The following is a 22676-nucleotide window of genomic DNA, read 5'->3' as shown; positions in this document are numbered from 1 at the left end:
CCGCCATGGATCTGACCCTGCTCTACCGCGGCCCGCTCGCCTCCTGCGACTACGACTGCCCCTACTGCCCGTTCGCCAAGCGACGCGACAGCACGGAACAACTGCGCGCCGACCGTGCCGCCCTCGAACGGTTCGCGCGGTGGGCCGCGGCCCGCACCGACGACCGGCTCTCGCTGCTCTTCACGCCCTGGGGAGAGGGCCTGGTCCGCTCCTGGTACCGGCGCACCCTCGCCGACCTCTCCCGCCTCCCGCACATCCGCCGGGTCGCCATCCAGACCAACCTCAGCTGCCGCACCGACTGGCTCGCCGAGGCCGACCCCGACACGCTGGCCCTGTGGTGCACGTACCACCCGGGCCAGACGCCGTACGACCGCTTCCTCACCAAGTGCCGCGATCTGTCGGAGCGGGGCATCCGCTTCAGCGTCGGCGTCGTCGGACTGCCCGAGCACCTCGACGCCGCCCGCCGACTGCGCGCCGACCTGCCCGCGCACGTCTACCTGTGGATCAACGCCGCCGAGGGCCACACCTACGAGGACGCCGAGGCCGACCGGTGGACCGCCCTCGACCCGCTCTTCCCGTACAGCCGCCACCCGCACACCAGCGCCGGCCTGCCCTGCCGTACGGGCGACTCGGTGATCTCGGTCGACGGCGAGGGCACCGTCCGGCGCTGCCACTTCGTCCGCGCCGAACTCGGCAACCTCTACGACGGTTCGTACCGCGCCGCCCTGGGCCCCCGTCCCTGCCCGCTCGCCGTCTGCGACTGCCACATCGGCTATGTCCACCTGGAGACCCTGCCGCTGTACGACGTCTTCGCGGGCGGGGTCCTGGAGCGGATCCCGGCACCCGCCCCCGCACAGCACTCCGCCCGCATCACGACGATCGCGATGCGGGCGGAGACCGCGGACCTACGGGACTTGGACTGACAGGGGCTACGGGGTCACGTCGGTGACTCTCCAGCGCTGGTTGGAACCGGAGTTGGCCTGCCAGGTCGTGACGGCCGCGCCCTCGTTGGTCGCCTGGCCGCCGACCTCGAGGAGGCGTCCGGTGGCCACATTGACCAGGGTCCACGTCCCGTCGCCGGTGGTCGACATGATCCACTCGGTGGCCGGGTCACGCTTGCCGGTGTCGGGTTCGACCACCGGCACGTTGTCGCGGACGGCGAGGCGCTTGCCCTCGGCCGGGTTGTTGAAGACGTAGTGCTGGCGGGCGCCCGTCTTGCCGTACCGGGCGTCCAGCTGCCAGTCCTGCGCGGCGGTGCCGCTGGCCGAGCCGATGACCAGGTTAGTGCCGTTGGCCCCGACGGTCACCGCCTTGCCGCTCTGCACGCCGGTCAGCGTGTAGGAGTGGCCCTTGCTGAACAGGCCCGCGTTCTTCGCGACGCCGGAGACGCCCTTGACGGCGAAGGAGGTCACGGACTGGGCGGGGACGGTGTAGGTGGCCCTGCCGTCGACGACCTTGACCGGGGCCTGCTGCTTGAGCTTGCCGTCGGCGCTGGTCACCGTGGGGGTGACGGTCGCGCTGCCCTTGATGTCGCGGAACTTGGACAGGTCGAGGGTGACCGTGCGGGCCGCGGCGGTGCTGTTGACGTGGACGACCGAGGCGCCCTTGCCGTCCTTGGTGACGGCGGCGGCGCTCGAGGTGTCGTCCACCTTGATCAGCTTGTCGCCGGGCTTGATGAAGTGCGTGAAGTTCCTGGCCGTGTCGAACTTGGTGTTGGTGTAGATCGGGCAGGACTGGAGGGTGTCCGTGCTGGTGCAGCTGAACGGGAGCTGGATGGAGCCCCAGTTGCCGCCCTTCGCGGACTCGCCGCCCGGTTTCATGTTGTCGTAGTCCTCGACCGGCTGCCAGAACACCCAGGCGGTGGGCTCCAGTTCCCGCAGGTCGTTCACCATCTGCTGGGCGAGCCCGAGGCCCGGACGCATGTCCGTGAAGCTCTGCCCGTCACCCCAGTCGCCCTCGACCTCGCTCATCCACAGCGGCTTGTCGGCGGCCTTGGCGAGATCGCGCACGGTGGTGCGCTGACCGGTGCCGTAGGTGTGGACGTTCATCTGGTCGACGAGGTCCTTGGAGGCCTGCGGGTAGGCGTTCCAGTTCGTCGCGAAGATGGACGGGTTGGTCTCGTCCATCGCCGAGATCTCGGCCTTGACCTTGGCCTTCTTCAGTGCGGGCGCCAGCGAGGCGAGTACCTTCTGCTGGAGCTCGGGGCCGATGTGGGCGCCCTCCTGGCGGCCGCCGACGGGCTGGCCGTTCGCGTCCAGACGGGTGCCCCAGTAGCCGGTGTTGGGCTCGTTGAACGGGTCGACGGTGTCGACCTTGATGCCCTCGGCCTTCTCCAGCCGCTTGGTCGCGCCCGCCACGTAGGCGGCGAAGTCGTCGACGGAGTCGGTCTTCAGCTGGTCGGTGTTGGCGTTGAAGCCGCCGGACACGTACCCGCTCTCGGTCATGAACCAAGGAGGGGAGTTGCTGAACGTCTCCCAGTGGGTGATGTCCTTCTTGATGCGGTCCACCCACCAGCGCTGGGTGGCGTCGGCGTCCTTGTTCCAGTCGGCCGGGTCGTCCGCGCTCCACCAGTCGGTGTCCTCGCGGGTGGTGCCCTCGGGCGCCTTCCACCAGCCCTCGACGGCACCGCCGGCCCGCAGATAGTCCGTGACGTCCGGGGCGTTGCCGCCGCCTATGTTGTACCGGGCGATGTTCAGCGCGAGGCCGTCGTCGCCGAACAGCAGTTTGGCGAGCTTCTCGCGGATGGCCGGGGGATAGTCCCCGGTGGCGTTGGCGAACCAGACCAGGCTGGTGCCCCAGCCCTCGAACTTCTGCTGTCGGTACGACGGATCCGGCGTCACGGTGACGGCGGCCTCGGCGTGCGCCTGCACGGGGACGCTGAGGAGGGCGGCCCCGGTGGCCAGCGCGGTGAGTGCGGCGGCCCCGAGGTTCCGTCTGCTGCGGGTACGGCGTGCCATCTGTGCTCCCAACTGCGGTGCGGTCGCTGTGGTGGGCCCCTCCCGCCGCGCGGGCAGGAGGGGATGGCCCTCGTCACGGGTGCGTGCCGTGCCGAGGAGTCGTGGGGGTGCGGGTGCGTGACGTCAGTCGGCGGGCCGGCGCAGGACGGCGACCTCCCGCGGCCCGAGGACGAGGGTGCCCTCGGTGCCGCTGGTGCCGACCAGCACCTCACCGTCCAGCCCGGTCACCGGCACCCTGTCGTCGGTCCGGTTGACCAGGAACAGGAACCGTCCCTCGGCGCCGCGCCGGACGGTCAGCTCGACCGACCCCCGGACGTCCGCCGGGAGTTCGCTGCTGACGCCGGCCGGCTCCAGCAGCCGGGGCAGCAGCGAGGTGAGCCCGTCGACACCGAGCCGGGTGGAGACGTAGGAGGCCGAACCGCCGCCGGTCGGGCGCCGGGTGACGGCGGGGCGTCCGGCGTGCACACCGGTGCGGTAGTGCGCCAGGGCCTCGGTGTCGCCGTCGGTGACGGTGATCCGGTCGGTCCACAGGCTGCCCGAGGTGGCGTCGTCCAGTTCCACGGACTCCCCGGCGAGCAGCGGACCGAACTCCTCGATGCGGATGCCGAGCAGGTCGCGCAGGGCGCCCGGGTATCCGCCGAGCCAGACGTGGTCGTTCTCGTCGACCACCCCGGAGAAGTACGTGGTGACGAGGTGGCCGCCCTGCTCGGCGTAGCGCGTGAGGTCCTTGGCCAGTTCGGCCGGCACCACGTGCAGCACGGGCGCGATCAGCACCTGGTGCCGGGAGAGGTCGGCGCGGGTGGTGACGAGGTCGGCGCGGACGCCCAGGGCGAGCAGCGCCGAGTACCAGTCGAGCGCCTCCTGCCGGTAGTCCAGCAGGGCCGTGGGGTGGGAGTCCTGCTCACTGGCCCACCACGAATCCCAGTCGAAGAGGATGCCGACTGCCGCCGGCTCCCGCTCCGAACCCGCCACCGGGGCGAGGGCCTTCAGGGTGGCGCCGAGGTCGGCCACCGCGCGGAACAGGTCGCTGTCCGGGCCGGCGTGCGGCACCATCGCCGAGTGGTACTTCTCGGCGCCGGCCGCGGACTGCCGCCACTGGAAGAAGCACACCGCGTCCGCGCCGTGCGCCACGTGCAGCAGCGAGTCACGGGCCAGGTCGCCGGACCGCTTCGCCACGTTGACGGGCTGCCAGTTGACGGCGCTGGTGGAGTGCTCCATCAGGAACCAGGGCCGGCCGGCCGCGATGCCGCTGGTGAGGTTCGCGGAGAAGGACAGCTCGTCGCGGTCCTGCGGGCCGGGGTGGACGTAGTGGTCGTTGGAGACGAAGTCGATCTCGCCCGCCCAGTCCGGGTAGTTCATGCCCTTGGTGTTGCCCATCACCATGAAGTTCGTGGTGACCGGGACGTCCGGCGTGATCCCCTTCAGGATCTCCCGCTCGGCGATCAGGTGGTCCTTCAGGGCGTCCGAGGAGAACCGCTTGAAGTCCAGCTGCTGGGTCGGGTTGGGGTGCGAGGCGGCCAGCCGCGGCGGCAGGATCTGCTCCCAGTCGCTGTAGCGCTGCGACCAGAACGCGGTGCCCCAGGCGTGGTTGAGGGCGTCGAGCGACCCGTAGCGGGCACGCAGCCAGACCCGGAAGGCGTGGGCCGCGTCGTCCGAGTGGTCGTAGACGTTGTGGCAGCCCAGCTCGTTGGAGACGTGCCAGGCGACGAGGGCCGGGTGGTCCTTGTAGCGGTCGGCGATCTTCCGGACCAGACGCAGGGCGTACTCACGGAAGACGGGGGAGGTGGGCCGCCAGTGCTGGCGGGCGCCGGGCCAGAGCGTCTCGCCGTTCGCCGTGACCGGCAGGATCTCCGGGTGGGCCGTGGTCAGCCATGGCGGCGGGGAGGCGGTGGCGGTGGCCAGGTCGACGCCGATCCCGCCCGCGTGCAGCAGGTCCATGACCTCGTCGAGCCAGCCGAAGTCCCAGGTGTCCGGACCCGGCTGGATACGTGCCCAGGAGAAGATCCCCACGGAGACGACGGTGACGCCGGCCTCCCGCATCAGCCGCACGTCCTCCTCCCACACGTCCCGGGGCCACTGCTCGGGGTTGTAGTCGGCGCCGTACGCCAGACGCGGAGCGGGGTCACCGTCCGCCCCGCGCAGCATGCGGGACTGGAGGGTGGAGATCATGGCGGTCCTTCCGAAGGTGGTGCACGGGGGCGGCGCGGCCCGGGAGCCGCGCCGCCCGGCGTTTTACTGCGTAGCGATCACTGGGTACCGACTACTGCGTACCGATTACTGCTTACCGGCTACTTCTCGATGGTGAAGCCCTGCTCCCCGCCGTACTTGATCGAGGCGTCCTGCCAGGCCTTCAGGCCGTCCGCCAGCTTGGTGCCGGAGACGTAGGCCTTGCCGACGGTGTCGTTGAAGATCGAGTTGGCGTACGGCTGGAACGGGAGGTACGACCAGTCGCTCGCGACGTTCGCGGCGGAGTCGGCGAAGATCTTGTTCGCTTCCTGGCCGCCGAAGTAGTCGAACTTCTTGCTCTGGAACGCGGCCGACTCCAGCTCCGCCTTGGTGGCGGGGAAGGCACCCTCGCTGATCCGGGAGGCGACACCGTCACCGGCGTTGGCGTACTCGGTGAAGGCGTAGGCGAGTTCCTTGTTCTTGGCCAGCGTCGGGACCGCCAGCGAGCTGCCGCCGTTCTCCGCGCTCGCCTTGTCTCCCGCGGTCCAGGCCGGCATCGCCGCCGCGCGCCACTGGCCCTTGGCGTTCGGGACGCCGCTGACGAAGTTGGCGGGCATCCACGCGCCGGTGGCCAGGGTGGCGATGGTGCCGTCGCCCAGACCCTTGTACCAGTCGTCGGTCCAGCCGTTGACCGGGGCGAGCAGCTTCTCGTCGATCAGCTGCTGCCAGACCGTCTCGAACTTCTTGGCGCCCGCGTCGTCGAAGTTGATGGCGACCTTGGTGCCGTCGACCTCGTAGGGGCGCGAACCGGCCTGCCAGAGCAGGGAGGTGGTGAAGCCCGGGTCACCGAGGTCGTTGGCGATGTAGGCCTTGGGGTCGGCCTTGTGGAGCTTGCGGGCCGCCACCAGGTACTCGTCCCACGTGGTCGGGACGGCGATCTTGTACTTGTCGAAGACCGTCTTGTTGTAGAACAGCGCCATCGGGCCCGAGTCCATCGGCAGGCCGTAGACCTTGTCGCCGTCGCTGACCGCGTTCCACGGGCCCGGCGTGTACTTGGAGGCGAGCTTGGAGGCGCCGTACGGGGCCAGGTCGGTCAGGCCCTTGGTCAGGGAGTACTGGCCGAGCGCGAAGTACTCGACCTGGGCGACGTCCGGGACGCCCTTGCCGGCCGAGATCGCGTTGGACAGCGCGGTGTAGTGCTTGTCGCCGGAGCGCTCGCCGACCAGGTTGATCTTGACCTTCGGGTACTTCTTCTGGAAGTCGGCGGCCACCGTCTTCAGGGTGGGCTCCCAGGCCCAGACCGTGATGTCGCCGCCCTTGTCCAGGGCGGCCTGGATGTCGCCGGCGGAGACGGCCTTCGTGTCGGAGTCGTCGTCCGAGCCGCCGCAGGCGGTGACGCCCAGGGCGAGGGTGGAGACGAGGGCTATGCCGCGCAGGATGCGGCTCGTTGTTCTGCGCATGGGGCTGCTTCCACTTCTTCGTGGGTGGGACAGGTGAGGGTGGGGGTGGTGCCGGTATTGCTCAAATGTGGGGCTTGGGGGGCGCGGCCCACGTCACTCCTTGACACTTCCGGCGGCGAGGCCGGACTGCCAGTACTTCTGGAGGAACAGGAAGGCGGCGATCAGCGGAAGGATGGTGAGCAGGGACCCCGTGATCACCAGGTTGAAGATCACGTCGCCACCGATGGTCTGCGCCTGGGAGCTCCAGGCGCTCAGACCCAGCGTCAGCGGGTACCAGTCCGGGTCCTTCAGCATGATCAGCGGGAGGAAGTAGTTGTTCCAGGTGGCGACGGTGGTGAACAGCAGCACGGTCACGATCCCTGGGGCCAGCAGCGGCAGCGCGACCCGGAAGAAGATGCGCGCCTCGCTCGCCCCGTCCATCCGGGCCGCCTCCAGCAGCTCGGTCGGGATCGCCTCCGCGGCGAACACCCACATCAGATAGAGACCGAACGGCGACACGAGCGACGGGATGATCACCGCCCACGGGGTGTCGGTCAGCCCCATCTTGCTGAACATCAGGAAGGTCGGCACGGCCAGCGCGGTAGCGGGCACGGCGACCGCGCCGATCACCACGGCGAAGATCGCACGCTTGCCGGGGAACTGGAACTTCGCCAGCGCGTACCCGCCCAGCACGGCCAGCAGTGTCGCGCCGCCCGCACCGAGCACCACGTACAGCAGGGTGTTCAGCAACCAGCGGCCGAAGATGCCGTCGTGGTAGGTGAAGGTGGTCCGGATGTTGTCCCACAGGGCGAAGTCGTGGGCGAACCAGAGGCCGTTGGACTCGGCCAGGCCCGACTGGGTCTTCGTGGCGTTGATGACCAGCCAGATCAGCGGCACCACGGTGTAGAGGACCATCAGGGCCATCAGCACCGTCAGCAGCACATTGCGCTTCGGCTTGCTCGGGCTGTGCTTCTTACGCGGGGTCCGCAGCCTGGGTGCGGTGCTCTTCGCGGGGGAGGCGGTGACAGAGGTGCTCATCGGGTCACGCTCCCTTGCGCATGCCGCGCAGCTGGACGGCGTAGGCGACGATCATCGTGATGACGCCCATGATGATGGCCACCGTCGCGGAGTAGTTGTGCTGCTGGCCGTTGAAGGACAGCGAGTACGTGTAGAAGTTCGGCGTGAAGTCCGTGGTGATGGCGTTCAGCGCCAGCGGACGCAGGATGCTCGGCTCGTTGAAGAGCTGGAAGCTGCCGATGATCGAGAAGATCGTCGCGATGACGAGCGCGCCCCGGATCGCGGGCAGCTTGATCGAGCTGATGATCCGCCACTGACCGGCGCCGTCGATCTCCGCCGCCTCGTACAGCGAGGTCGGGACGACCCGCAGCGCCGAGTAGAAGATCAGCATGTTGTACCCGACGAACTCCCAGGTCACGATGTTGCCGATGGAGGCGAGCACCCAGCTGGGGGAGAGCAGGTCGGGCAGGGTGACACCGAACGCGGAGTTGATGTCGCCCACCAGGCCGTACTTGGTGCCGTACATGAAGCCCCACATCAGGGTGGCGACCACGGCGGGCACGGCGTACGGCAGGAAGATCGTGATCCGGAAGAAGCTCTTGCCGTAGAGCCGGCCGCTGTCCAGTGCGAGCGCCACCAGCAGGGCTATGCCCAGCATGATCGGCACCTGGATCGCCAGGAAGAGTGCCACCCGGCCGACTGCCGACCAGAACGCGTCGTCCTGCAGGGCCCGCGTGTAGTTGTCCAGGCCGACGAACTGGTTCCCGCCGATGAGCTGGTCACGGAAGAGGCTCAGGTAGATCGAATACATGATCGGGGCCAGGAAGACCAGGGTGAAAACGGCCACGAAGGGACCGATGAAACCCCACCCCGTCCAGGAGCGGCGGTCCCCTTTCGCCGGAGGAGGTGCCGGCCGCGGCTCGGCGGCCACCGGCGGTTGCAGCGTCGTCATGTCGTTCCTCGCTCGTCCAGTCCTGGAACCGGGGCGGTGTTGCGCGGAGATTTCCGAACGCCCCACCGCCACCATGATGTTTACGTAAACATCAGCCACGCAAGAGGCTGGGCAAGCTGTTATGTTTACGTAAACATCTGATGGCGGCATGTCTACACTGCCCCGATAACGATGGTCAAGGGTCCTCCGGTGAGACCGTGGCACCTGCGCCGACAGAGAGGTGGGCACACCGAGTGGACATGGCTGAAAGATCACCGGCCAAAGCGCCGGGACGCGCCCGGGCCACGGCCTCCATGGCGGACGTCGCGCGGCTCGCCGGGGTGTCCTCGCAGACCGTCTCCCGGGTCTCCAACGGTTACGCCGGTGTGAACGAGGAGACCCGGCGGCAGGTCCTCGAGGCCATGAAGGAACTCGGCTACCGGCCCAACAGCGCCGCCCGCGCCCTCAAGCGCGGTGAGTTCCGCACGATCGGCGTCATCACGTTCACGCTGTCCACGACCGGCAACGTGCGCACCCTGGAGGCGATCGCGACCTCGGCGGCCGCCGAGGGCTACGCGGTGACCCTGCTCCCGGTGGCCGTCCCCACCAGCGACGAGGTGCGCGGCGCGTTCTCCCGGCTGGAGGAGCTGGCCGTCGACGCGGTGATCGTCATCATGGAGGTCCACCTGCTGGACGCGGCCACCGTGAAACTCCCGCCGCACGTCCAGGTCGTGGTCGTGGACTCCGACGCCGGCGACCACTACACCGTCGTGGACACCGACCAGGCGGGCGGCACCAAAACCGCCGTCCAGCATCTCCTCGACCTCGGCCATCGGACCGTCTGGCATCTCGGCGGACCCGAGGGCTCGTTCGCGGCGCAGCGCCGCGCGGACGCCTGGCGGGCGGCCCTCGCCGAGGCGGGCCGCACCGCGCCGCCTCTGGTCAGGGGTGACTGGTCGGCGGAGTCCGGCTATCTGGCCGGCCGCGAGCTGGCCGCCCGCGAGGACTGCACCGCCGTCTTCGCGGCCAACGACCAGATGGCCCTGGGCCTGCTGCGCGCTCTGCACGAGGGCGGGCGCCGGGTGCCCGAGGACGTCAGCGTGATCGGTTTCGACGACATCCCCGAGGCGAGTTCCTTCCTGCCCCCGCTCACCACCCTGCACCAGGACTTCGCCGAGGTCGGCCGGCTCTGCGTCCAGGCCGTGCTGCGCAAGATGCGCCCGGACGGTTCGGAACGCGGAACGACGCTCGTGCCGACGCGGCTGGTGCTGCGGCAGAGCACGGCGCCACCGCCCGCCGGGCGGTGACGGCCCCTTCGGGCCGGACCCGGGTGCCCGGCGGCAGCGGTATCGGGTCCCCATCCGTGGCTGCGTCGGGTGTCCGTCCGCGCCTGCTCGGGGTATCGGTCAGCGCCTGCTCCGGGAATCCGTCCGCGCCTGCTCGGGGTATCGGTCAGCGCCTGCTCCGGGGATCCGTCCGTGACCACCTCGGGGATCCGCCCCCGTGACCGCCTTGGGTCTCCGTCCGTGACTAACCGATCGTTTCAGAATGGTTCATGGTCGCGGCTGGGACGGTGGGAGAGGCCGATCGTGTAGGCGAGGTGGTTGCCGTGGGGTCGGGGCGGGGGGAGACCACGACGTCGAGCACAGCAAGGTGTGAGTGGCATGGCTGCCGATGAGAAGACCTACCAGGCCAAGACCGGGCAGGCCAAGGACAGGATCAAGGAAGTCGCGGGCCGCACCGTCGGCAACGACCGGCTCACCGCCGAAGGCCGGGCCGGCCAGGCCAGGGGCGACGCCCGCCAGGCCAAGCAGAAGATCAAGGACACCCTCACCGACTGAGGTCCTCCCGCGCCCTGCGGCCCGGCCCCGCGGAAAGCGTGGCGCCCTGCCAGCGGTGCCAGGCTCCCTGCGGGGCGATGGCCCGGGAGGGCTCGGGGCAGGCATGCCCGCTCGGTGGCCGGTGCTGAAACCGGCCAGTACTTGCTCAGTCTCCTCGCGCTCCGGTGGCGAACCGGAAACGGCCGCGATCAGGTCGAACTGGCCGTGACTACCTCGGGTGTTCGCCCACGGCGCGGGCCGCGGTGCGCCAGGCCGCGGTGACGGCGAGCCGGGCGGCCGCCGTGCCGCGCTCCGTCTCCGCGGGCAGCCGCAGCGGCGCGCCGAGGTGGACATGGCAGTGGGGACGCCGGACCGGCGCCGACAACGCGCCCGCCAGCTGCTTCGCGGCCGACCCCGAGGCGATCCGCCGGGCGCCCGCGTGGCCCACCGGCACCACCAGCGCGCCGGTCGCCTGCGCCAGACGGGCGAGCCCGGTGCGGAACGGCTCGGGCGCGGTGGCCGCCGCGTCCCTGCGGCGCGGCAGCCGGCCCTCGCCGTAGAGGAGCACGTGCCGGCCGCCGGCCAGCGCCTCGGCGGCGGCGTCGAGAGCCAGCGCCGCGTGCGCCGTACGGCGGTGGACCGGGATGTGACCGTCACGGCTGAGCGCTCTGCCGAGCAGCGGTATGCGCCACAGTCCCGCGGTCGCCATCACCACCGGCTCGAGCTCCAGTCGCCGCAGCGCGGTCATGACGACGGCGGGGTCCGCCATGGAGTCGTGGTTGGCCACGAAGAGGGTCCCCGCGGGCAGGCGCAGCTTGATCTCACTGGTGACGGTGAGCCGCCCGAAGAACGGTGTCAGGGCGATGACGGCACGGCTGAACACGAGGAACCTCCGGTAACGGCGACAGGAGCCCCAGTGTCGTCCCGCGGGCGAGGAACGCGCCTGAGTACGGATACTCAACGAGCACGCCGAGTCTCGGCGCAGCTGAGTCCCGGCGCAGCTGAGTCCCGGCTGTGCCGGGAAGAGGCCGGCTGTGGCCGTGCACGGCGCTTCCCTCTCCTGTGGGGCTGACCGGCCCCGTCCGGTAGGCGACGATCACCGGGCCTGCCGCACGGCCCTCGCCGAGGCCGGCTGCCACCAGGGGGTGACCTGCCGGCCCACCGGCGACTTCTGGACCCGCGAGGGGCCGGGTTGGGCAGCTGCGCCGGACTCGCGGCCGCCCCGGTCCTCCTCCGCGGCTGGTGGATCCGGCGCCGCGCGACCGGACGGGCCTGCCCCTTCAGCGGATCAGCGGGAGAGCCGACCCTCCCCGCCGGGAGGCTGCTCCTCCTTCGCCGCCCGCGCCTCCGCCTTGAGGATGCGCGCCGACTTGCCGGCCGTACGGGCCAGTTCGGGCAGCTTCCGTGCGGCCAGGACGGCGATGACGATGACGAGGATGATGACGAGTTCGCTCAGTCCGAACATGACGAGAGCGCCCCGGTCAGACGTTGACGCCGAAGTCGGCGGCGATCCCGGCCAACCCGGAGGCGTAACCCTGGCCCACGGCCCGGAACTTCCACTCCGCGCCGTTGCGGTACAGCTCGCCGAAGACCATCGCGGTCTCGGTGGAGGCGTCCTCGCTCAGGTCGTACCGTGCGATCTCCTGGCCGCCCGCCTGGTTGACGACGCGGATGAACGCGTTGCGGACCTGGCCGAAGCTCTGGCCGCGGTTCTCGGCGTCGTGGATGGAGACCGGGAAGACGATCTTGTCGATGTCGGCGGGCACGGCGGCGAGGTTCACCTTGACCGACTCGTCGTCGCCCTCGCCCTCACCGGTGAGGTTGTCGCCGGTGTGCTCGACCGAACCGTCCGGGCTCTTCAGGTTGTTGTAGAAGACGAAGTGCTGGTCGGACAGGACCTTGCCGGACGCGTCCAGGAGCAGGGCGGAGGCATCGAGGTCGTAGTCGGTGCCGGTGGTGGTACGCACGTCCCAGCCCAGACCGACCAGGACCGCGGTGAGGCCCGGCGCCGCCTTGCTCAGGGATACGTTGCCACCCTTGGACAGGGAAACTCCCACTGTCTTCCTCCTGGTTGAGACTGGTTGTGACTGGTCGAGATGGTACGCGCGGTTGCGCCCGAATCGAATCTACAGGACTGTAGAAATAATGGGGACTGTGACCTGGCGAACTCCGGGTGCCCGGCGCGCCCGGCGGGACCCAGGACCACCGTCGGAGCTCGGGGGCGAGCCCCCGAGGGAGGATCCCGTGGACCCGCCTCAGATCCTGGCATGCCGCCATACGCGCCTGACCGTGGGCGTGGCCGGCCCAGTGCGGCGAGCCACTACGTGGGCGGCGCGTCCTGCTGGAGGGCCTTGTTGACGCCGGTGATGACCACGGTGACCAGGCAGAGGGCGATGACGGTCTCGGCCCACAGGAAGGCGAACCAGTCCAGCACGCAGCCGATCGGGGGTGTGCCGGGGGCGGTGTTGCGGAACGCGGCGAGGGCGAACAGGGTGGCGGCCATCCAGGCGAGGCCGGGCCAGACAAGGCCCTCACTGCCGGTCGTCAGGTACCAGGCCCCGATGAGCACGGACGCCGCCAGCGCCCACATCACCACCATCATGAAGACCGCGAAGACGAGCAGGCTGCCCGATCGCGCCAGCCCCAGCGCCATCACGGCCTCCTGCCGGGAGGGCGCAGGCTCCGCGGAGACCGCGAAGAGCGTGTCGTTGTTGGAGAACAGCATCCGTACCGGCACCTCCTTGCCACCCAGCTGCGCCCGGAACGCGATGTCCGTCTCGTAGGTGTCGAACGGGTAGTCACTGATCGATCCGCCTGTGAGCGCGACCTGCACGTCTCTCGTCGCGAGCCGCTCATGCGCCCCGAACTCCAGGTCGCTGAGGGTCGCCCCCGAGGTCTGGAGGCTGAGATCGGCCACCGGGGCCGCCCCGTCCGCCTCGCCGAGGGCCCCGCGCGGGATCACCCAGACCCGCAGTACCAGCTCTCTGCCCGCGGCGTCGACGCTTTGGACGACGGCCTCCACGTCCACCCGGTCGGCGGCCGAGGATCCGACGGTGTGCACCGTGTCGACCGCCTGCCGCTCGGTGAACTGGAGCCACGAACCAACGGCAACCGCCACCACGATCAGGAACGCGATGAGGATGAGCACGGGCAGGACGGAACCCCCGGAACGTCGTGGGCGAGGAGAGCCGGCAGGTGCCGGACGGGCCTGACGCATCACTTGGTCCAGATGCGCAGCAGCCGGTTTGCCGCACGGAAGATATCGGGTGGTTCCGCGTCGCACACGACGGTGACGGCAGTGTTGCGGTCCGGGCTCACCACCTTGAAGGTGCTGTGAAATCCCTCCCAGTCGCCGCGATGCACCAGGCTCCTGTCGGGGAGGAGGAGGATTCCGGCCCCGTAACGCACTTCTCCGGGAGGGATCAGAACGCATCGGCAGCCCGCGCCCCGACGCGGAAGCTGCGCTCCGCCATGTGATCCCGTTCCCCTACCGACAGCCACGGGGCCTCCCGGGCGGCGCCTGGGCGGTGTTGGCGGAACGCACGCAATCCACGCTACGGCGTGCTCCGAGGACGTGCATGTGGACGACGTGGCGGCAACGGAGCGCGCCGCACCACCTGCCTCGGGCATACGGCTGAGTGGCCACCGCCGGAGCGGGGGTGGCTCCGCCCCCGGCCTGCCGGGTACCGGGGACAGCCCCCGGTACGGGTTGGGGCTGCTCCAAGTGGAGGCGACGAGTGGTGGAAGCCCTTGCCCGAACGCAGGCTGGCGTACGCGCCCTGCCCGGCCATGCGGCGGGGCGCTGCCATGCCAGCCGTCCCCCGACCGGAGTGGCCAGGGACGTGAGAGAGACGAGATCACATGGCGGAAGACGACACCGGTCCCGGGCGCCTGCCCTCCTTCTCCGCGACCGGGACGCCCGAACGGAACCGGGCTCGACACACCCCTTCACGACTCAGCCGCAGGGCGCGTACGAGGGCGGCGCTCCTCGCCGCATGTCTGGGTGCCCTCGGTGCGGCCGGGACCGCACCGAGCAGCGCCCAGTCGCCGCCTGTCGGCGCGCCGGCGTCGGGGCATCCGGCGCGGTTCGTGCCGGGCCCCTGCCCACAGACGTCCGAGCCGGTTCCCGGGCGGTGCGGCTTCCTGGAGGTCCCCGAGAACCGCGAGCGCCCCACGCGACGGACCATCCGGCTGGCCGTCGCCATCATCCCGGCAGCGTCGAAGAAGCCGGCCGCGGACCCCGTGGTGTTCATGGAAGGGGGTCCCGGCGGAGACGCGTTCGGAGCCATCCCCTTCCTGATCGACTCCGACGTGAACCGCGACCGGGATCTGATCGTCGTGGCCCAGCGCGGCACCCTCCACTCGCAGCCGAACCTCGCCTGCCCGGAAATGGACCGGTTCAACGCGACCGCCGTCGGCCTGCCCTACGACGCGCCGTCCACCGGACAAGGGCTGGTACGCGCGGCGAAGAAGTGCCGGGACCGCCTGACGGCCGAGGGAAACGACCTCACGGCCTACAACACCACCGAGAACGCCGCGGACTTCGCCGCCCTCCGCAAGGCCCTGGGCATCAAGAAGTGGAACGTCTACGGCTACTCCTACGGCACCGACCTGGGCCTCACCTACCTGCGCCGACACCCCCAGGGCATCCGTTCGCTGGCGATCGACTCGGTCGTGCCGCCACAGATCGTGAGCCTGCCCTGGGCCTGGGACAGCGCCCAGGAGGGGATCAACGCGATCTTCGCGGCATGTGCGGCCCAGCCCGCCTGCAAGTCCCGCTACCCGCACCTCTCCCGCACGCTCACGGAGCAGGTCCGGCGGCTGGAGGCGAACCCCCTGACGCTGACCGTACCGCCGCCCGGTGGCGGAACCCCGGTGAAGGTCGTCCTCGACGGGGGCACGCTGGTGAACCTGCTGGTCACCAACGGCCGGCTGGTACCGGCCGTCGACGTCCCCGCGGCGCTCTACGAACTCGCCGACGGCAATCCGGAGCGCCTCGCGCGGGCCCAGGCCGCCGGCGCGACGCCCGCCATCGGCGAGTTCGCCCACGGGCTGACGCACTCGGTGGCCTGCGCCGAGTGGGCCCCGGGCTTCTCGAAGCGCGACGTGCTGAAGGCGGGTCGCCGGGCCTTCCCCGGATGGCCGGACTCAGTGCTGGCCCACGCACCGCAACTGCCCTTCGAGCACGACCTGTGCCGCGTATGGAACGTCCCGGACCGCACCGCGGTCCAGCGGGTGGCCACCCACAGCAAGGTGCCCGCGCTCATCATCACCGGAACCTTCGACGCGAAGACCGGGGCGAGCTGGGGGCCGTTCGCCGGCCGTACGCTGCCCCGCTCGACCGCCGTGGTGATTCCCGGAATCACCCACTGGGTGGTGCCCCAGGAGCCCTGCGCCGCGTCGGTCCTGCTCTCCTTCCTGGCGCGGCCGACCGCGCCCGACACCGGCTGCGTGCCGGGAGTGAAACCCAAGCCGTTCACCATCGTCCCCTGACCGGAGTACGCACGATGTCCCCTGGTACGACCCCCAGCCGGCGCCCCGCGCGACGGCTCCCGGCAACGCTGGCCGGAGCCACGGCCGGCGCCCTCGTCGTCGGCCTCGCCGCGATGCCCGCACACGCCGAGTCCGGCACCCACGGCCCGATCGGCACGGTCGCCCGTACGGTGGGCGACGCCCACTTCGAACCGGGCCCCTGCCCCAGGACGGCGGACCCGATCCCCGATCTCGCGCGCGCCCGCTGCGGCACCCTCACCGTGCCCGAGAAGCGTTCCGAGGCCCAGGGCCCCAAGGAGCCCATGGGGTACGGGGGCCACGACGGACGCACGATCACCCTCGCTGTCGCGATCATGCCCGCGGAGAGCAGCCGCCCCGCGCCCGACCCGATCGTGTGGCTCGCCGGCGGCCCCGGCGACGACGCGGTCTCCGAGATCCCGATGGCGCTCGCCGGCAACCTGAACCGCGACCGCGACGTGATCTTCATGTCCCAGCGCGGCACCTACTCGGCCGACCCGGAGCTCACCTGCCCGAACATCGACCGGTTCAACGCCCGCGCCCTCGGCCTCGTCTCCAACGCGCCGTCCACCGGGCGCCTGCACGTCGAGGCGACCCGGGCCTGCCGCGACCGAGTGGACGCCAAGGGCGCCGACCGCAGCACCTACAACGACATCGAGAGCTCGGCCGACTACGACGCCCTGCGCAAGACGCTGGGTGTCAAGAAGTGGAACGTCTTCGGGATCTCCTACGGCACCCACCTGGCGCTCAACTACATGCGCCTGCACCCGAAGGGCATCCGCTCGGTCGGCATCGACGGCGTCCTGCCGCCGTCCATCGCCGGCGGGGCCGTGACCTGGAAGGCTGCACGAGAGGGTTTCGACGGCCTGTTCAAGGCCTGCGAGAAGCAGCCCGCCTGCAACACCCGCTACCCGAACCTGAAGGCCACCTTCCTCCGCCTCGTCAGTGAGCTGGAGGCCAACCCGATCACCACCACCGTCACGGTCCCGGTCCACCCGGAGCCGGTGAAGGTCGTGCTGGACGGGGGCAACCTGGTCGCCTGGCTGACCTCGGCCACCCACGTGGCGGCCGGGGTGCCGCGTTCCATCGATGAACTGGCCCACGGCGACCCGCAGCGGATCGCCGAGCAGCTCGCGGGCGGCAAGTACAGCCCGCAGGCAATCGGAAGGGTCGCCCACGGGCTGGTCTACGGCGTCTTCTGCAGCCAGTGGACCCCGTACGAGAGCCGGGCCGACATCATCAGGGGCGGACGCCGCGCGTTCCCGTCGTTCCCCCGATCGATGCTGGCCAACGCCCCGCAACTCGCCTGGCTCCACGACGACTGCCGTGCCTGGGACGTGCCCCCGGCGCCCCCGTCGGTCCGGGACGTGACCCGCAGCGACATTCCGACCCTCGCCCTGTCCGGCGGGTTCGACGCCCAGACGGCGCCGAGCAACGGGGCGTACGTCGCCCGTACGCTGAGTCGCTCCACGGCCGTCACGGTCCCCTACGTCGCCCACGTGGTGTTCGCCGACTCGCGGTGCGCGCAGACGATCACCACGTCGTTCTTCGCCCGTCCGACCGCGCCGGACACCGGCTGCCTCGCGGGACTCCAGCCGCCGCGGTTCGAGATCGCACCGTAAGGCGCTTGCCGGCGACCGCCGCCCACGGTGCCGGAACCGCCGGGTCCCGCACCCTCCATGGTGGTGGATGCGGGCCCCGGCGGCGCCGGCCCAACAACACCGGGCCGGTCGACGAATCGTCAGTGCGTGCCGATGTCCAGTTCGACGGCTCGAGTTCGACACCGGCATGCACGACCTCCCACCACGGCGAAGGCTCGGTGAGCGACCAGGTCGCAGCGACGGCCGAGCAGCTCCTCAGGCCTCCTCGCCGCCGAACACCTTCAGGATGCGCTCGGCGGCCAGTGTGGCCGTCAACTCGCCGTCTCTGACCTGCTGTTCGAGGGTGGGTGCCAGGGCTCGTACCGCCGGGGCGGAGTGCAGGCGGCCGAGGAGTTCGTCGCGGACCATGGACCAGGTCCAGTCGACCTGCTGCTCGCGGCGCTTGGCGGCGAGCCGGCCGGTGGAGTCGAGCAGGGTGCGGTGCTGTTCGAGGCGCTCCCAGACGGTGTCCAGGCCGGCCGCCTCACGGGCGCTGCAACTGAGGACGGGCGGCGTCCAGGCCGCGTCCCTGCCGTGCATCAGCCGCAGGGCGCCCGCCAGTTCACGTGCCGCCGCGCGGGCGTCGCGCTCGTGCGGGCCGTCCGCCTTGTTGACGGCGATCACGTCGGCCAGTTCCAGGACGCCCTTCTTGATGCCCTGGAGCTGGTCGCCGGTACGGGCGAGGGTCAGCAGCAGGAAGGAGTCGACCATGTTGGCGACCGCGGTCTCCGACTGGCCCACGCCGACCGTCTCCACCAGGACCACGTCGTAGCCCGCGGCCTCCATCACCACGATCGACTCGCGCGTCGCCTTGGCCACCCCGCCCAGCGTGCCCGAGGTCGGGGAGGGGCGGACGAAGGCCGCCGGGTCGACGGCCAGGCGTTCCATCCGCGTCTTGTCGCCGAGGATCGAGCCGCCGGTGCGGCTGGAGGACGGGTCGACGGCGAGCACCGCGACCCGGTGCCCGAGCGCGGTGAGCATGGTGCCGAACGCGTCGATGAACGTCGACTTGCCCACGCCCGGCACCCCGCTGACGCCGATCCGCCGCGCCTTCCCGCTGTGCGGAAGCAGCCCGGTCAGCAGCCCCTGGGCCAGCGCCCGGTGATCGGGCCGGGTGGACTCGACCAGCGTGATCGCACGGGCCACCAGGGCCCGCTTGCCGTCGAGTACACCCTTCACATACGTGTCGAGGTCGATGGCCATGGGGCTTACAGATCGTGTCCGAGGCCGGCCGACAGCCGTTCGACCAGGTCGTACGCCGCGTCCGGGATCACCGTCCCGGGCGGGAAGACGGCCGCCGCGCCCATCTCCAGCAGGAGGGGCACGTCCTGCGGCGGGATCACCCCGCCGACCACGATCATGATGTCCTCGCGCCCCTCCTCGGCGAGCTGCTCCCGCAGCGCGGGCACGAGGGTGAGGTGCCCGGCGGCCAGCGACGAGACACCGACGATGTGCACGTCCGCCTCGACGGCCTGACGGGCCACCTCGGCCGGGGTCTGGAACAGCGGACCGACGTCCACGTCGAAGCCGAGGTCGGCGAAGGCGGTGGCGATCACCTTCTGGCCGCGGTCGTGGCCGTCCTGGCCCATCTTGGCGACCAGGATGCGCGGCCGGCGGCCCTCGGCCTCCTCGAAGGCGTCCACCAGGGTGCGGGTGCGCTCCACGGAGGGCGACTCCCCGGCTTCGTTGCGGTACACGCCGGAGATGGTACGGATCTGGCTCGCGTGGCGCCCGTACACCTTCTCCAGGGCGTCGGAGATCTCCCCGACGGTGGCCTTCGCGCGGGCGGCGTCGACGGCCAGCTCCAGCAGGTTGCCCTCGCCGCCGGCCGCCCGGGTCAGCGCGTCGAGCGCGTCCTGGCAGGCCCGCTCGTCGCGCTCCGCGCGCAGGCGCCGCAGCTTGGCGATCTGCTGGGCGCGTACCGAGGAGTTGTCGACCGATCGCACGTCGATCTGCTCGTCGGTCTCGACGCGGTACTTGTTGACGCCGATCACCGGCTGGCGTCCGGAGTCGATGCGTGCCTGGGTGCGGGCCGCCGCCTCCTCGATCCGCAGCTTGGGGATGCCGGCGTCGATCGCCTTGGCCATGCCGCCCGCCGCCTCGACCTCCTGGATGTGCTGCCAGGCACGGCGGGCGAGGTCGTACGTCAGCTTCTCGACGTACGCGCTGCCGCCCCACGGGTCGATCACCCGGGTCGTGCCGGACTCCTGCTGGATCAGCAGCTGGGTGTTGCGGGCGATGCGCGCCGAGAAGTCGGTGGGCAGCGCGAGTGCCTCGTCCAGGGCGTTGGTGTGCAGCGACTGCGTGTGGCCCTGCGTCGCGGCCATCGCCTCGACGCAGGTGCGGGTCACGTTGTTGAACACGTCCTGCGCGGTCAGCGACCACCCCGAGGTCTGCGAATGGGTGCGCAGGGACAGCGACTTGGCGTTCTGCGGGTCGAACTGCCCCACCAGCTTCGCCCAGAGCAGGCGCGCGGCCCGCAGCTTGGCGACCTCCATGAAGAAGTTCATGCCGATCGCCCAGAAGAACGACAGCCGGGGCGCGAACGCGTCCACGTCCAGCCCCGCCTCACGGCCCGCGCGGATGTACTCCACACCGTCCGCGAGCGTGTACGCCAGCTCCAGGTCGGCCGTCGCGCCCGCCTCCTGGATGTGGTAGCCGGAGATCGAGATGGAGTTGTAGCGGGGCATCCGCTGCGAGGTGTAGGCGAAGATGTCGGAGATGATCCGCATCGACGGCTTCGGCGGGTAGATGTAGGTGTTGCGGACCATGAACTCCTTGAGGATGTCGTTCTGGATGGTCCCGGCCAGCTTCTCCGCCGGCACGCCCTGTTCCTCGGCGGCCACGATGTAGAGCGCGAGCACCGGCAGCACGGCGCCGTTCATCGTCATCGACACCGTCATCCGGTCCAGCGGGATGCCGTCGAAGAGCTGCCGCATGTCGAGGATCGAGTCGATGGCCACGCCCGCCATGCCGACGTCGCCCGTCACGCGCGGGTGGTCGCTGTCGTAGCCGCGGTGGGTGGGCAGGTCGAAGGCGACCGACAGGCCCTTCTGGCCGGCCGCCAGATTGCGCCGGTAGAAGGCGTTGGACTCCTCGGCGGTGGAGAAGCCCGCGTACTGGCGGATCGTCCAGGGCTGGTTGACGTACATCGTCGGGTACGGCCCGCGCAGATACGGGGCGATACCCGGGTAGGTGCCCAGGAAGTCCAGGCCCTCCAGGTCACGGCCCGTGTACAGCGGCTTGACCGTGATGCCCTCCGGGGTCTCCCACAGCGGCCCGTCACCGCCGGTGGCCTGTTTCACGGCCGTACGCCACTCGTCGGCGCCGCCGTCCACGGCCGGGGTCCCCAGCTCGATCCCGGAGAAGTCGGGGATTCCCATCAGGACACTCCCATGCGGTCGAGGGCGGCGGAGAGGACGGCGACGGCGTCGCATCCCGCGAAGACGTACGCGTCGACTCCCGGGTACTGCCCCGGGCGGCCCGCGAGGAACACATGCGAGGCACCCGCGTCCCTGAGCTCCTTGGCCCGGGTCGCCGCCTGTTCCTCGTACAGCGCGTCGCTGGAGCAGAGGACTGCCTCGGTGGCGCCGCTGTCCGCGAAGGGGCCGTCGGTGACGGGCTCGATGCCGCCGGCCTGGAACAGGTTCGCGGCGAAGCCGACGCGGGCGGTGTACGCGGCGGCGGGGCCGAGAGCGGCCAGATAGACCCGGGGGCGCGATCCGGTCGCCGCGAAGTGGGCGTCGGACCGGGCGCGCAGCCTCTCGTACGACTCGTCGCGCCGTACCCGGGGCAGCCCGCCGGAGCGGGGCGCGGGCGCGGGCGCGCGCTCCACCGGACGCTCGGCGAGGTCCGGGAACTCGCTGACACCGGTGACGGGCTCGCGGCGCTTCGCCAGCTTCGCGCTGCGCGCCTTCCAGGTGGTCGCCAGGTCCTGGCCGATCCGGCCCGAGCGCAGACCGGCCGCCTGGCCGCCCGTCCGCTCGATCCTCTGGAAGAACTCCCAGCCCGCATGGGCGAGTTCGTCGGTGAGCCGTTCCACGTACCAGGAGCCGCCCGCCGGGTCGACGACCCGGGACAGGTGCGACTCCTCGATGAGGATCGTGGACGTGTTGCGGGCGATGCGCCGCGCGAAGTCGTCCGGCCGGCCGAGCGAATGGTCGAACGGCAGTACGGTCACGGCGTCGGCGCCGCCCACCCCGGCCGCCAGCGTGGCGACGGTCGTGCGCAGCATGTTCACCCAGGGGTCGCGACGGGCCATCATCACCGGCGAGGTCACGGCGTGCTGCACCTGTCCGACCGGGGTTCCGCAGACCTCGGTGACCCGCGCCCACAGCCGGCGAGCCGCCCGCAGCTTGGCGACGGTCAGGAACTGGTCGGCGGTGGCCGCGTAGCGGAACTCCAGCTGGGCGCAGGCGAGTTCCACCGGCAGGCCCGCCTCGGTCAGCTCCCGCAGATAGGCCACCGCGGTCGCCATCGAACAGCCCAGCTCCTGCGCGGCCGAACCGCCGGCCTCGTGATACGGCAGTGCGTCCACGGTCAGCGCCCGCAGCCCCGGATACGCCTCGGCGCACGTGCGGGCGAGACCGGCCACGGGTGCGAAGTCGTACGTGCGGCCGGTACGGGCCTCGTGACCCAGCGGGTCGGCGCCGAGGTTGCCGCGCGCCGCCTCCCCGGCGATGCCCCGCTCCTCGTACAGCCGCAGCAACTCCTGCGCGGCGGACTCGACGTCACTTCCGGCGTCCAGGACGACGGGTGCCAGGTCGAGAAACACGCCGTCGAGGACCCGGCCGAGCGAGGTGACCGGAATGCCGCCGTCGCCGAGGAGCAGCCACAGTGACGTGACGCCGTTCTCCAGGTCCGCGAGGACCGCGCCGCCGGTCGTGTGCTGCTGTCGCACGTCCCAGCCGCCGACGGAGTTCCCCTCCGCCCGGCCGCCGCGGACGAACGGTGCGAATCCGGGCAGGCCGGGGTCGGGTGCGCCGTCGTGCGCGCTGTACAGGGGCCGGAGGTGAAGCCCGTCCTCCAGTGCGGTGGACAGGGCCTCCTCGGCTGCCGCGTCCGAGACGTCCCTGCCCGACTTGCGCAGCACACCCGCCACGAGGCGCTGCCACTGTTCAAGAGTCGCGTCAGGGAACTCGGCGGCCAGCGAAAGCCCGTCTTCGGGCAGGACCGTCATGCTCGGATGCTAGGCC

Annotated in this window: 18 protein-coding genes; 5 read left to right on the top strand and 13 right to left on the bottom strand. The window is 70.9% G+C overall.

All coding sequences use genetic code 11. The features are described from left to right. Positions 1–5: 5 nt before the first annotated feature. On the top strand, positions 6–923 hold the full coding sequence (locus ACFWBD_RS26190; RefSeq protein WP_385671384.1) for an STM4011 family radical SAM protein: 918 nt from the start codon (positions 6–8) through the stop codon (positions 921–923). 6 nt (positions 924–929) lie between these two features. On the opposite strand, the gene ACFWBD_RS26185 is transcribed toward ACFWBD_RS26190, so the two are convergent. The 5 genes from ACFWBD_RS26185 to ACFWBD_RS26165 form a co-directional block, all read right to left on the bottom strand. Then, complete coding sequence (locus tag ACFWBD_RS26185) at positions 930–2957, bottom strand: glycoside hydrolase (protein ID WP_385671381.1); 2028 nt, start codon at positions 2955–2957, stop codon at positions 930–932. Positions 2958–3080: 123 nt separating this feature from the next. Next, on the bottom strand, positions 3081–5126 hold the full coding sequence (locus ACFWBD_RS26180) for a beta-galactosidase (protein WP_385671377.1): 2046 nt from the start codon (positions 5124–5126) through the stop codon (positions 3081–3083). A 119-nt stretch (positions 5127–5245) separates the two neighbouring features. Then, positions 5246–6583, bottom strand: coding sequence for an ABC transporter substrate-binding protein (locus ACFWBD_RS26175; protein WP_385671374.1), 1338 nt, complete (start codon positions 6581–6583; stop codon positions 5246–5248). Positions 6584–6676: 93 nt separating this feature from the next. Then, the gene (locus ACFWBD_RS26170; RefSeq protein WP_385671371.1) at positions 6677–7600 is read right to left on the bottom strand and encodes a carbohydrate ABC transporter permease; all 924 of its coding nucleotides are present in this window, start codon (positions 7598–7600) and stop codon (positions 6677–6679) included. Between the two features lie 4 nt (positions 7601–7604). Then, entirely contained in the window at positions 7605–8531 is a 927-nt protein-coding gene (locus tag ACFWBD_RS26165) for a carbohydrate ABC transporter permease (protein ID WP_385671368.1), read from the bottom strand. A 293-nt stretch (positions 8532–8824) separates the two neighbouring features. On the opposite strand from ACFWBD_RS26165, the gene ACFWBD_RS26160 reads away from it, so the two are divergent. After that, positions 8825–9817, top strand: a complete 993-nt coding sequence (locus ACFWBD_RS26160) for a LacI family DNA-binding transcriptional regulator (protein WP_385671495.1) — start codon at positions 8825–8827, stop codon at positions 9815–9817. A gap of 357 nt (positions 9818–10174) precedes the next feature. Then, positions 10175–10351: a CsbD family protein gene (locus tag ACFWBD_RS26155; protein ID WP_385671365.1), complete on the top strand. Its 177-nt coding sequence runs from the start codon at positions 10175–10177 to the stop codon at positions 10349–10351. A gap of 208 nt (positions 10352–10559) precedes the next feature. Here the strand turns inward: ACFWBD_RS26155 and ACFWBD_RS26150 are convergent, their stop codons facing one another. The 5 genes from ACFWBD_RS26150 to ACFWBD_RS26130 all read right to left on the bottom strand — a co-directional run bounded on the left by ACFWBD_RS26150 (position 10560) and on the right by ACFWBD_RS26130 (position 13693). Then, the gene (locus tag ACFWBD_RS26150; protein ID WP_385671362.1) at positions 10560–11213 is read right to left on the bottom strand and encodes a lysophospholipid acyltransferase family protein; all 654 of its coding nucleotides are present in this window, start codon (positions 11211–11213) and stop codon (positions 10560–10562) included. Between the two features lie 405 nt (positions 11214–11618). Beyond that, entirely contained in the window at positions 11619–11795 is a 177-nt protein-coding gene (locus ACFWBD_RS26145; RefSeq protein WP_385671359.1) for a twin-arginine translocase TatA/TatE family subunit, read from the bottom strand. A gap of 16 nt (positions 11796–11811) precedes the next feature. Then, positions 11812–12387 carry a TerD family protein gene (locus ACFWBD_RS26140; protein WP_351767362.1) on the bottom strand — a complete coding sequence of 192 codons (576 nt, stop codon included), beginning with the start codon at positions 12385–12387 and terminating at the stop codon, positions 11812–11814. A 263-nt stretch (positions 12388–12650) separates the two neighbouring features. Further along, positions 12651–13484: a DUF4436 family protein gene (locus ACFWBD_RS26135; protein ID WP_385671492.1), complete on the bottom strand. Its 834-nt coding sequence runs from the start codon at positions 13482–13484 to the stop codon at positions 12651–12653. Between the two features lie 62 nt (positions 13485–13546). Next, positions 13547–13693, bottom strand: coding sequence for a hypothetical protein (locus ACFWBD_RS26130; protein WP_385671356.1), 147 nt, complete (start codon positions 13691–13693; stop codon positions 13547–13549). Between the two features lie 498 nt (positions 13694–14191). Between ACFWBD_RS26130 and ACFWBD_RS26125 the strand changes: the two genes are divergently transcribed. Both ACFWBD_RS26125 and ACFWBD_RS26120 read left to right on the top strand, forming a co-directional pair. After that, positions 14192–15823 carry an alpha/beta hydrolase gene (locus ACFWBD_RS26125; RefSeq protein ID WP_385671353.1) on the top strand — a complete coding sequence of 544 codons (1632 nt, stop codon included), beginning with the start codon at positions 14192–14194 and terminating at the stop codon, positions 15821–15823. 14 nt (positions 15824–15837) lie between these two features. Further along, positions 15838–17463 (top strand): alpha/beta fold hydrolase, encoded by a 1626-nt coding sequence (locus tag ACFWBD_RS26120; protein WP_385671350.1) that lies wholly within the window; start codon positions 15838–15840, stop codon positions 17461–17463. A 234-nt stretch (positions 17464–17697) separates the two neighbouring features. On the opposite strand, the gene meaB is transcribed toward ACFWBD_RS26120, so the two are convergent. From meaB to ACFWBD_RS26105, 3 genes are read right to left on the bottom strand one after another with little or no spacing between them, the layout of a single operon-like run. Beyond that, positions 17698–18684 (bottom strand): methylmalonyl Co-A mutase-associated GTPase MeaB, encoded by a 987-nt coding sequence (meaB, locus tag ACFWBD_RS26115; protein WP_385671347.1) that lies wholly within the window; start codon positions 18682–18684, stop codon positions 17698–17700. A 5-nt stretch (positions 18685–18689) separates the two neighbouring features. Beyond that, positions 18690–20864, bottom strand: a complete 2175-nt coding sequence (scpA, locus tag ACFWBD_RS26110) for a methylmalonyl-CoA mutase (protein ID WP_385671344.1) — start codon at positions 20862–20864, stop codon at positions 18690–18692. After that, positions 20864–22660 carry a methylmalonyl-CoA mutase subunit beta gene (locus ACFWBD_RS26105; protein WP_385671341.1) on the bottom strand — a complete coding sequence of 599 codons (1797 nt, stop codon included), beginning with the start codon at positions 22658–22660 and terminating at the stop codon, positions 20864–20866. Before ACFWBD_RS26105 ends, scpA begins: the two co-directional genes overlap by 1 nt. Positions 22661–22676: the final 16 nt, after the last annotated feature.

The organism is Streptomyces sp. NPDC060002 (assembly GCF_042737245.1).
Classification (GTDB): domain Bacteria; phylum Actinomycetota; class Actinomycetes; order Streptomycetales; family Streptomycetaceae; genus Streptomyces.
Note: the sequence above shows the minus strand (reverse complement) of the source record. Positions and strands in the feature narration are given on the sequence as shown.

What these genes read in the sequence shown, in the direction of transcription:
- scpA (WP_385671344.1), bottom strand. Translation starts at nt 20,864, where the DNA reads ATGGGAATCCCCGACTTCTCCGGGATCGAGCTGGGGACCCCGGCCGTG.
- ACFWBD_RS26160 (WP_385671495.1), top strand. Translation starts at nt 8,825, where the DNA reads ATGGCGGACGTCGCGCGGCTCGCCGGGGTGTCCTCGCAGACCGTCTCC.
- ACFWBD_RS26190 (WP_385671384.1), top strand. Translation starts at nt 6, where the DNA reads ATGGATCTGACCCTGCTCTACCGCGGCCCGCTCGCCTCCTGCGACTAC.
- meaB (WP_385671347.1), bottom strand. Translation starts at nt 18,684, where the DNA reads ATGGCCATCGACCTCGACACGTATGTGAAGGGTGTACTCGACGGCAAG.
- ACFWBD_RS26145 (WP_385671359.1), bottom strand. Translation starts at nt 11,795, where the DNA reads ATGTTCGGACTGAGCGAACTCGTCATCATCCTCGTCATCGTCATCGCC.
- ACFWBD_RS26180 (WP_385671377.1), bottom strand. Translation starts at nt 5,126, where the DNA reads ATGATCTCCACCCTCCAGTCCCGCATGCTGCGCGGGGCGGACGGTGAC.
- ACFWBD_RS26165 (WP_385671368.1), bottom strand. Translation starts at nt 8,531, where the DNA reads ATGACGACGCTGCAACCGCCGGTGGCCGCCGAGCCGCGGCCGGCACCT.
- ACFWBD_RS26120 (WP_385671350.1), top strand. Translation starts at nt 15,838, where the DNA reads ATGTCCCCTGGTACGACCCCCAGCCGGCGCCCCGCGCGACGGCTCCCG.
- ACFWBD_RS26175 (WP_385671374.1), bottom strand. Translation starts at nt 6,583, where the DNA reads ATGCGCAGAACAACGAGCCGCATCCTGCGCGGCATAGCCCTCGTCTCC.
- ACFWBD_RS26105 (WP_385671341.1), bottom strand. Translation starts at nt 22,660, where the DNA reads ATGACGGTCCTGCCCGAAGACGGGCTTTCGCTGGCCGCCGAGTTCCCT.
- ACFWBD_RS26170 (WP_385671371.1), bottom strand. Translation starts at nt 7,600, where the DNA reads ATGAGCACCTCTGTCACCGCCTCCCCCGCGAAGAGCACCGCACCCAGG.
- ACFWBD_RS26125 (WP_385671353.1), top strand. Translation starts at nt 14,192, where the DNA reads ATGGCGGAAGACGACACCGGTCCCGGGCGCCTGCCCTCCTTCTCCGCG.
- ACFWBD_RS26155 (WP_385671365.1), top strand. Translation starts at nt 10,175, where the DNA reads ATGGCTGCCGATGAGAAGACCTACCAGGCCAAGACCGGGCAGGCCAAG.
- ACFWBD_RS26185 (WP_385671381.1), bottom strand. Translation starts at nt 2,957, where the DNA reads ATGGCACGCCGTACCCGCAGCAGACGGAACCTCGGGGCCGCCGCACTC.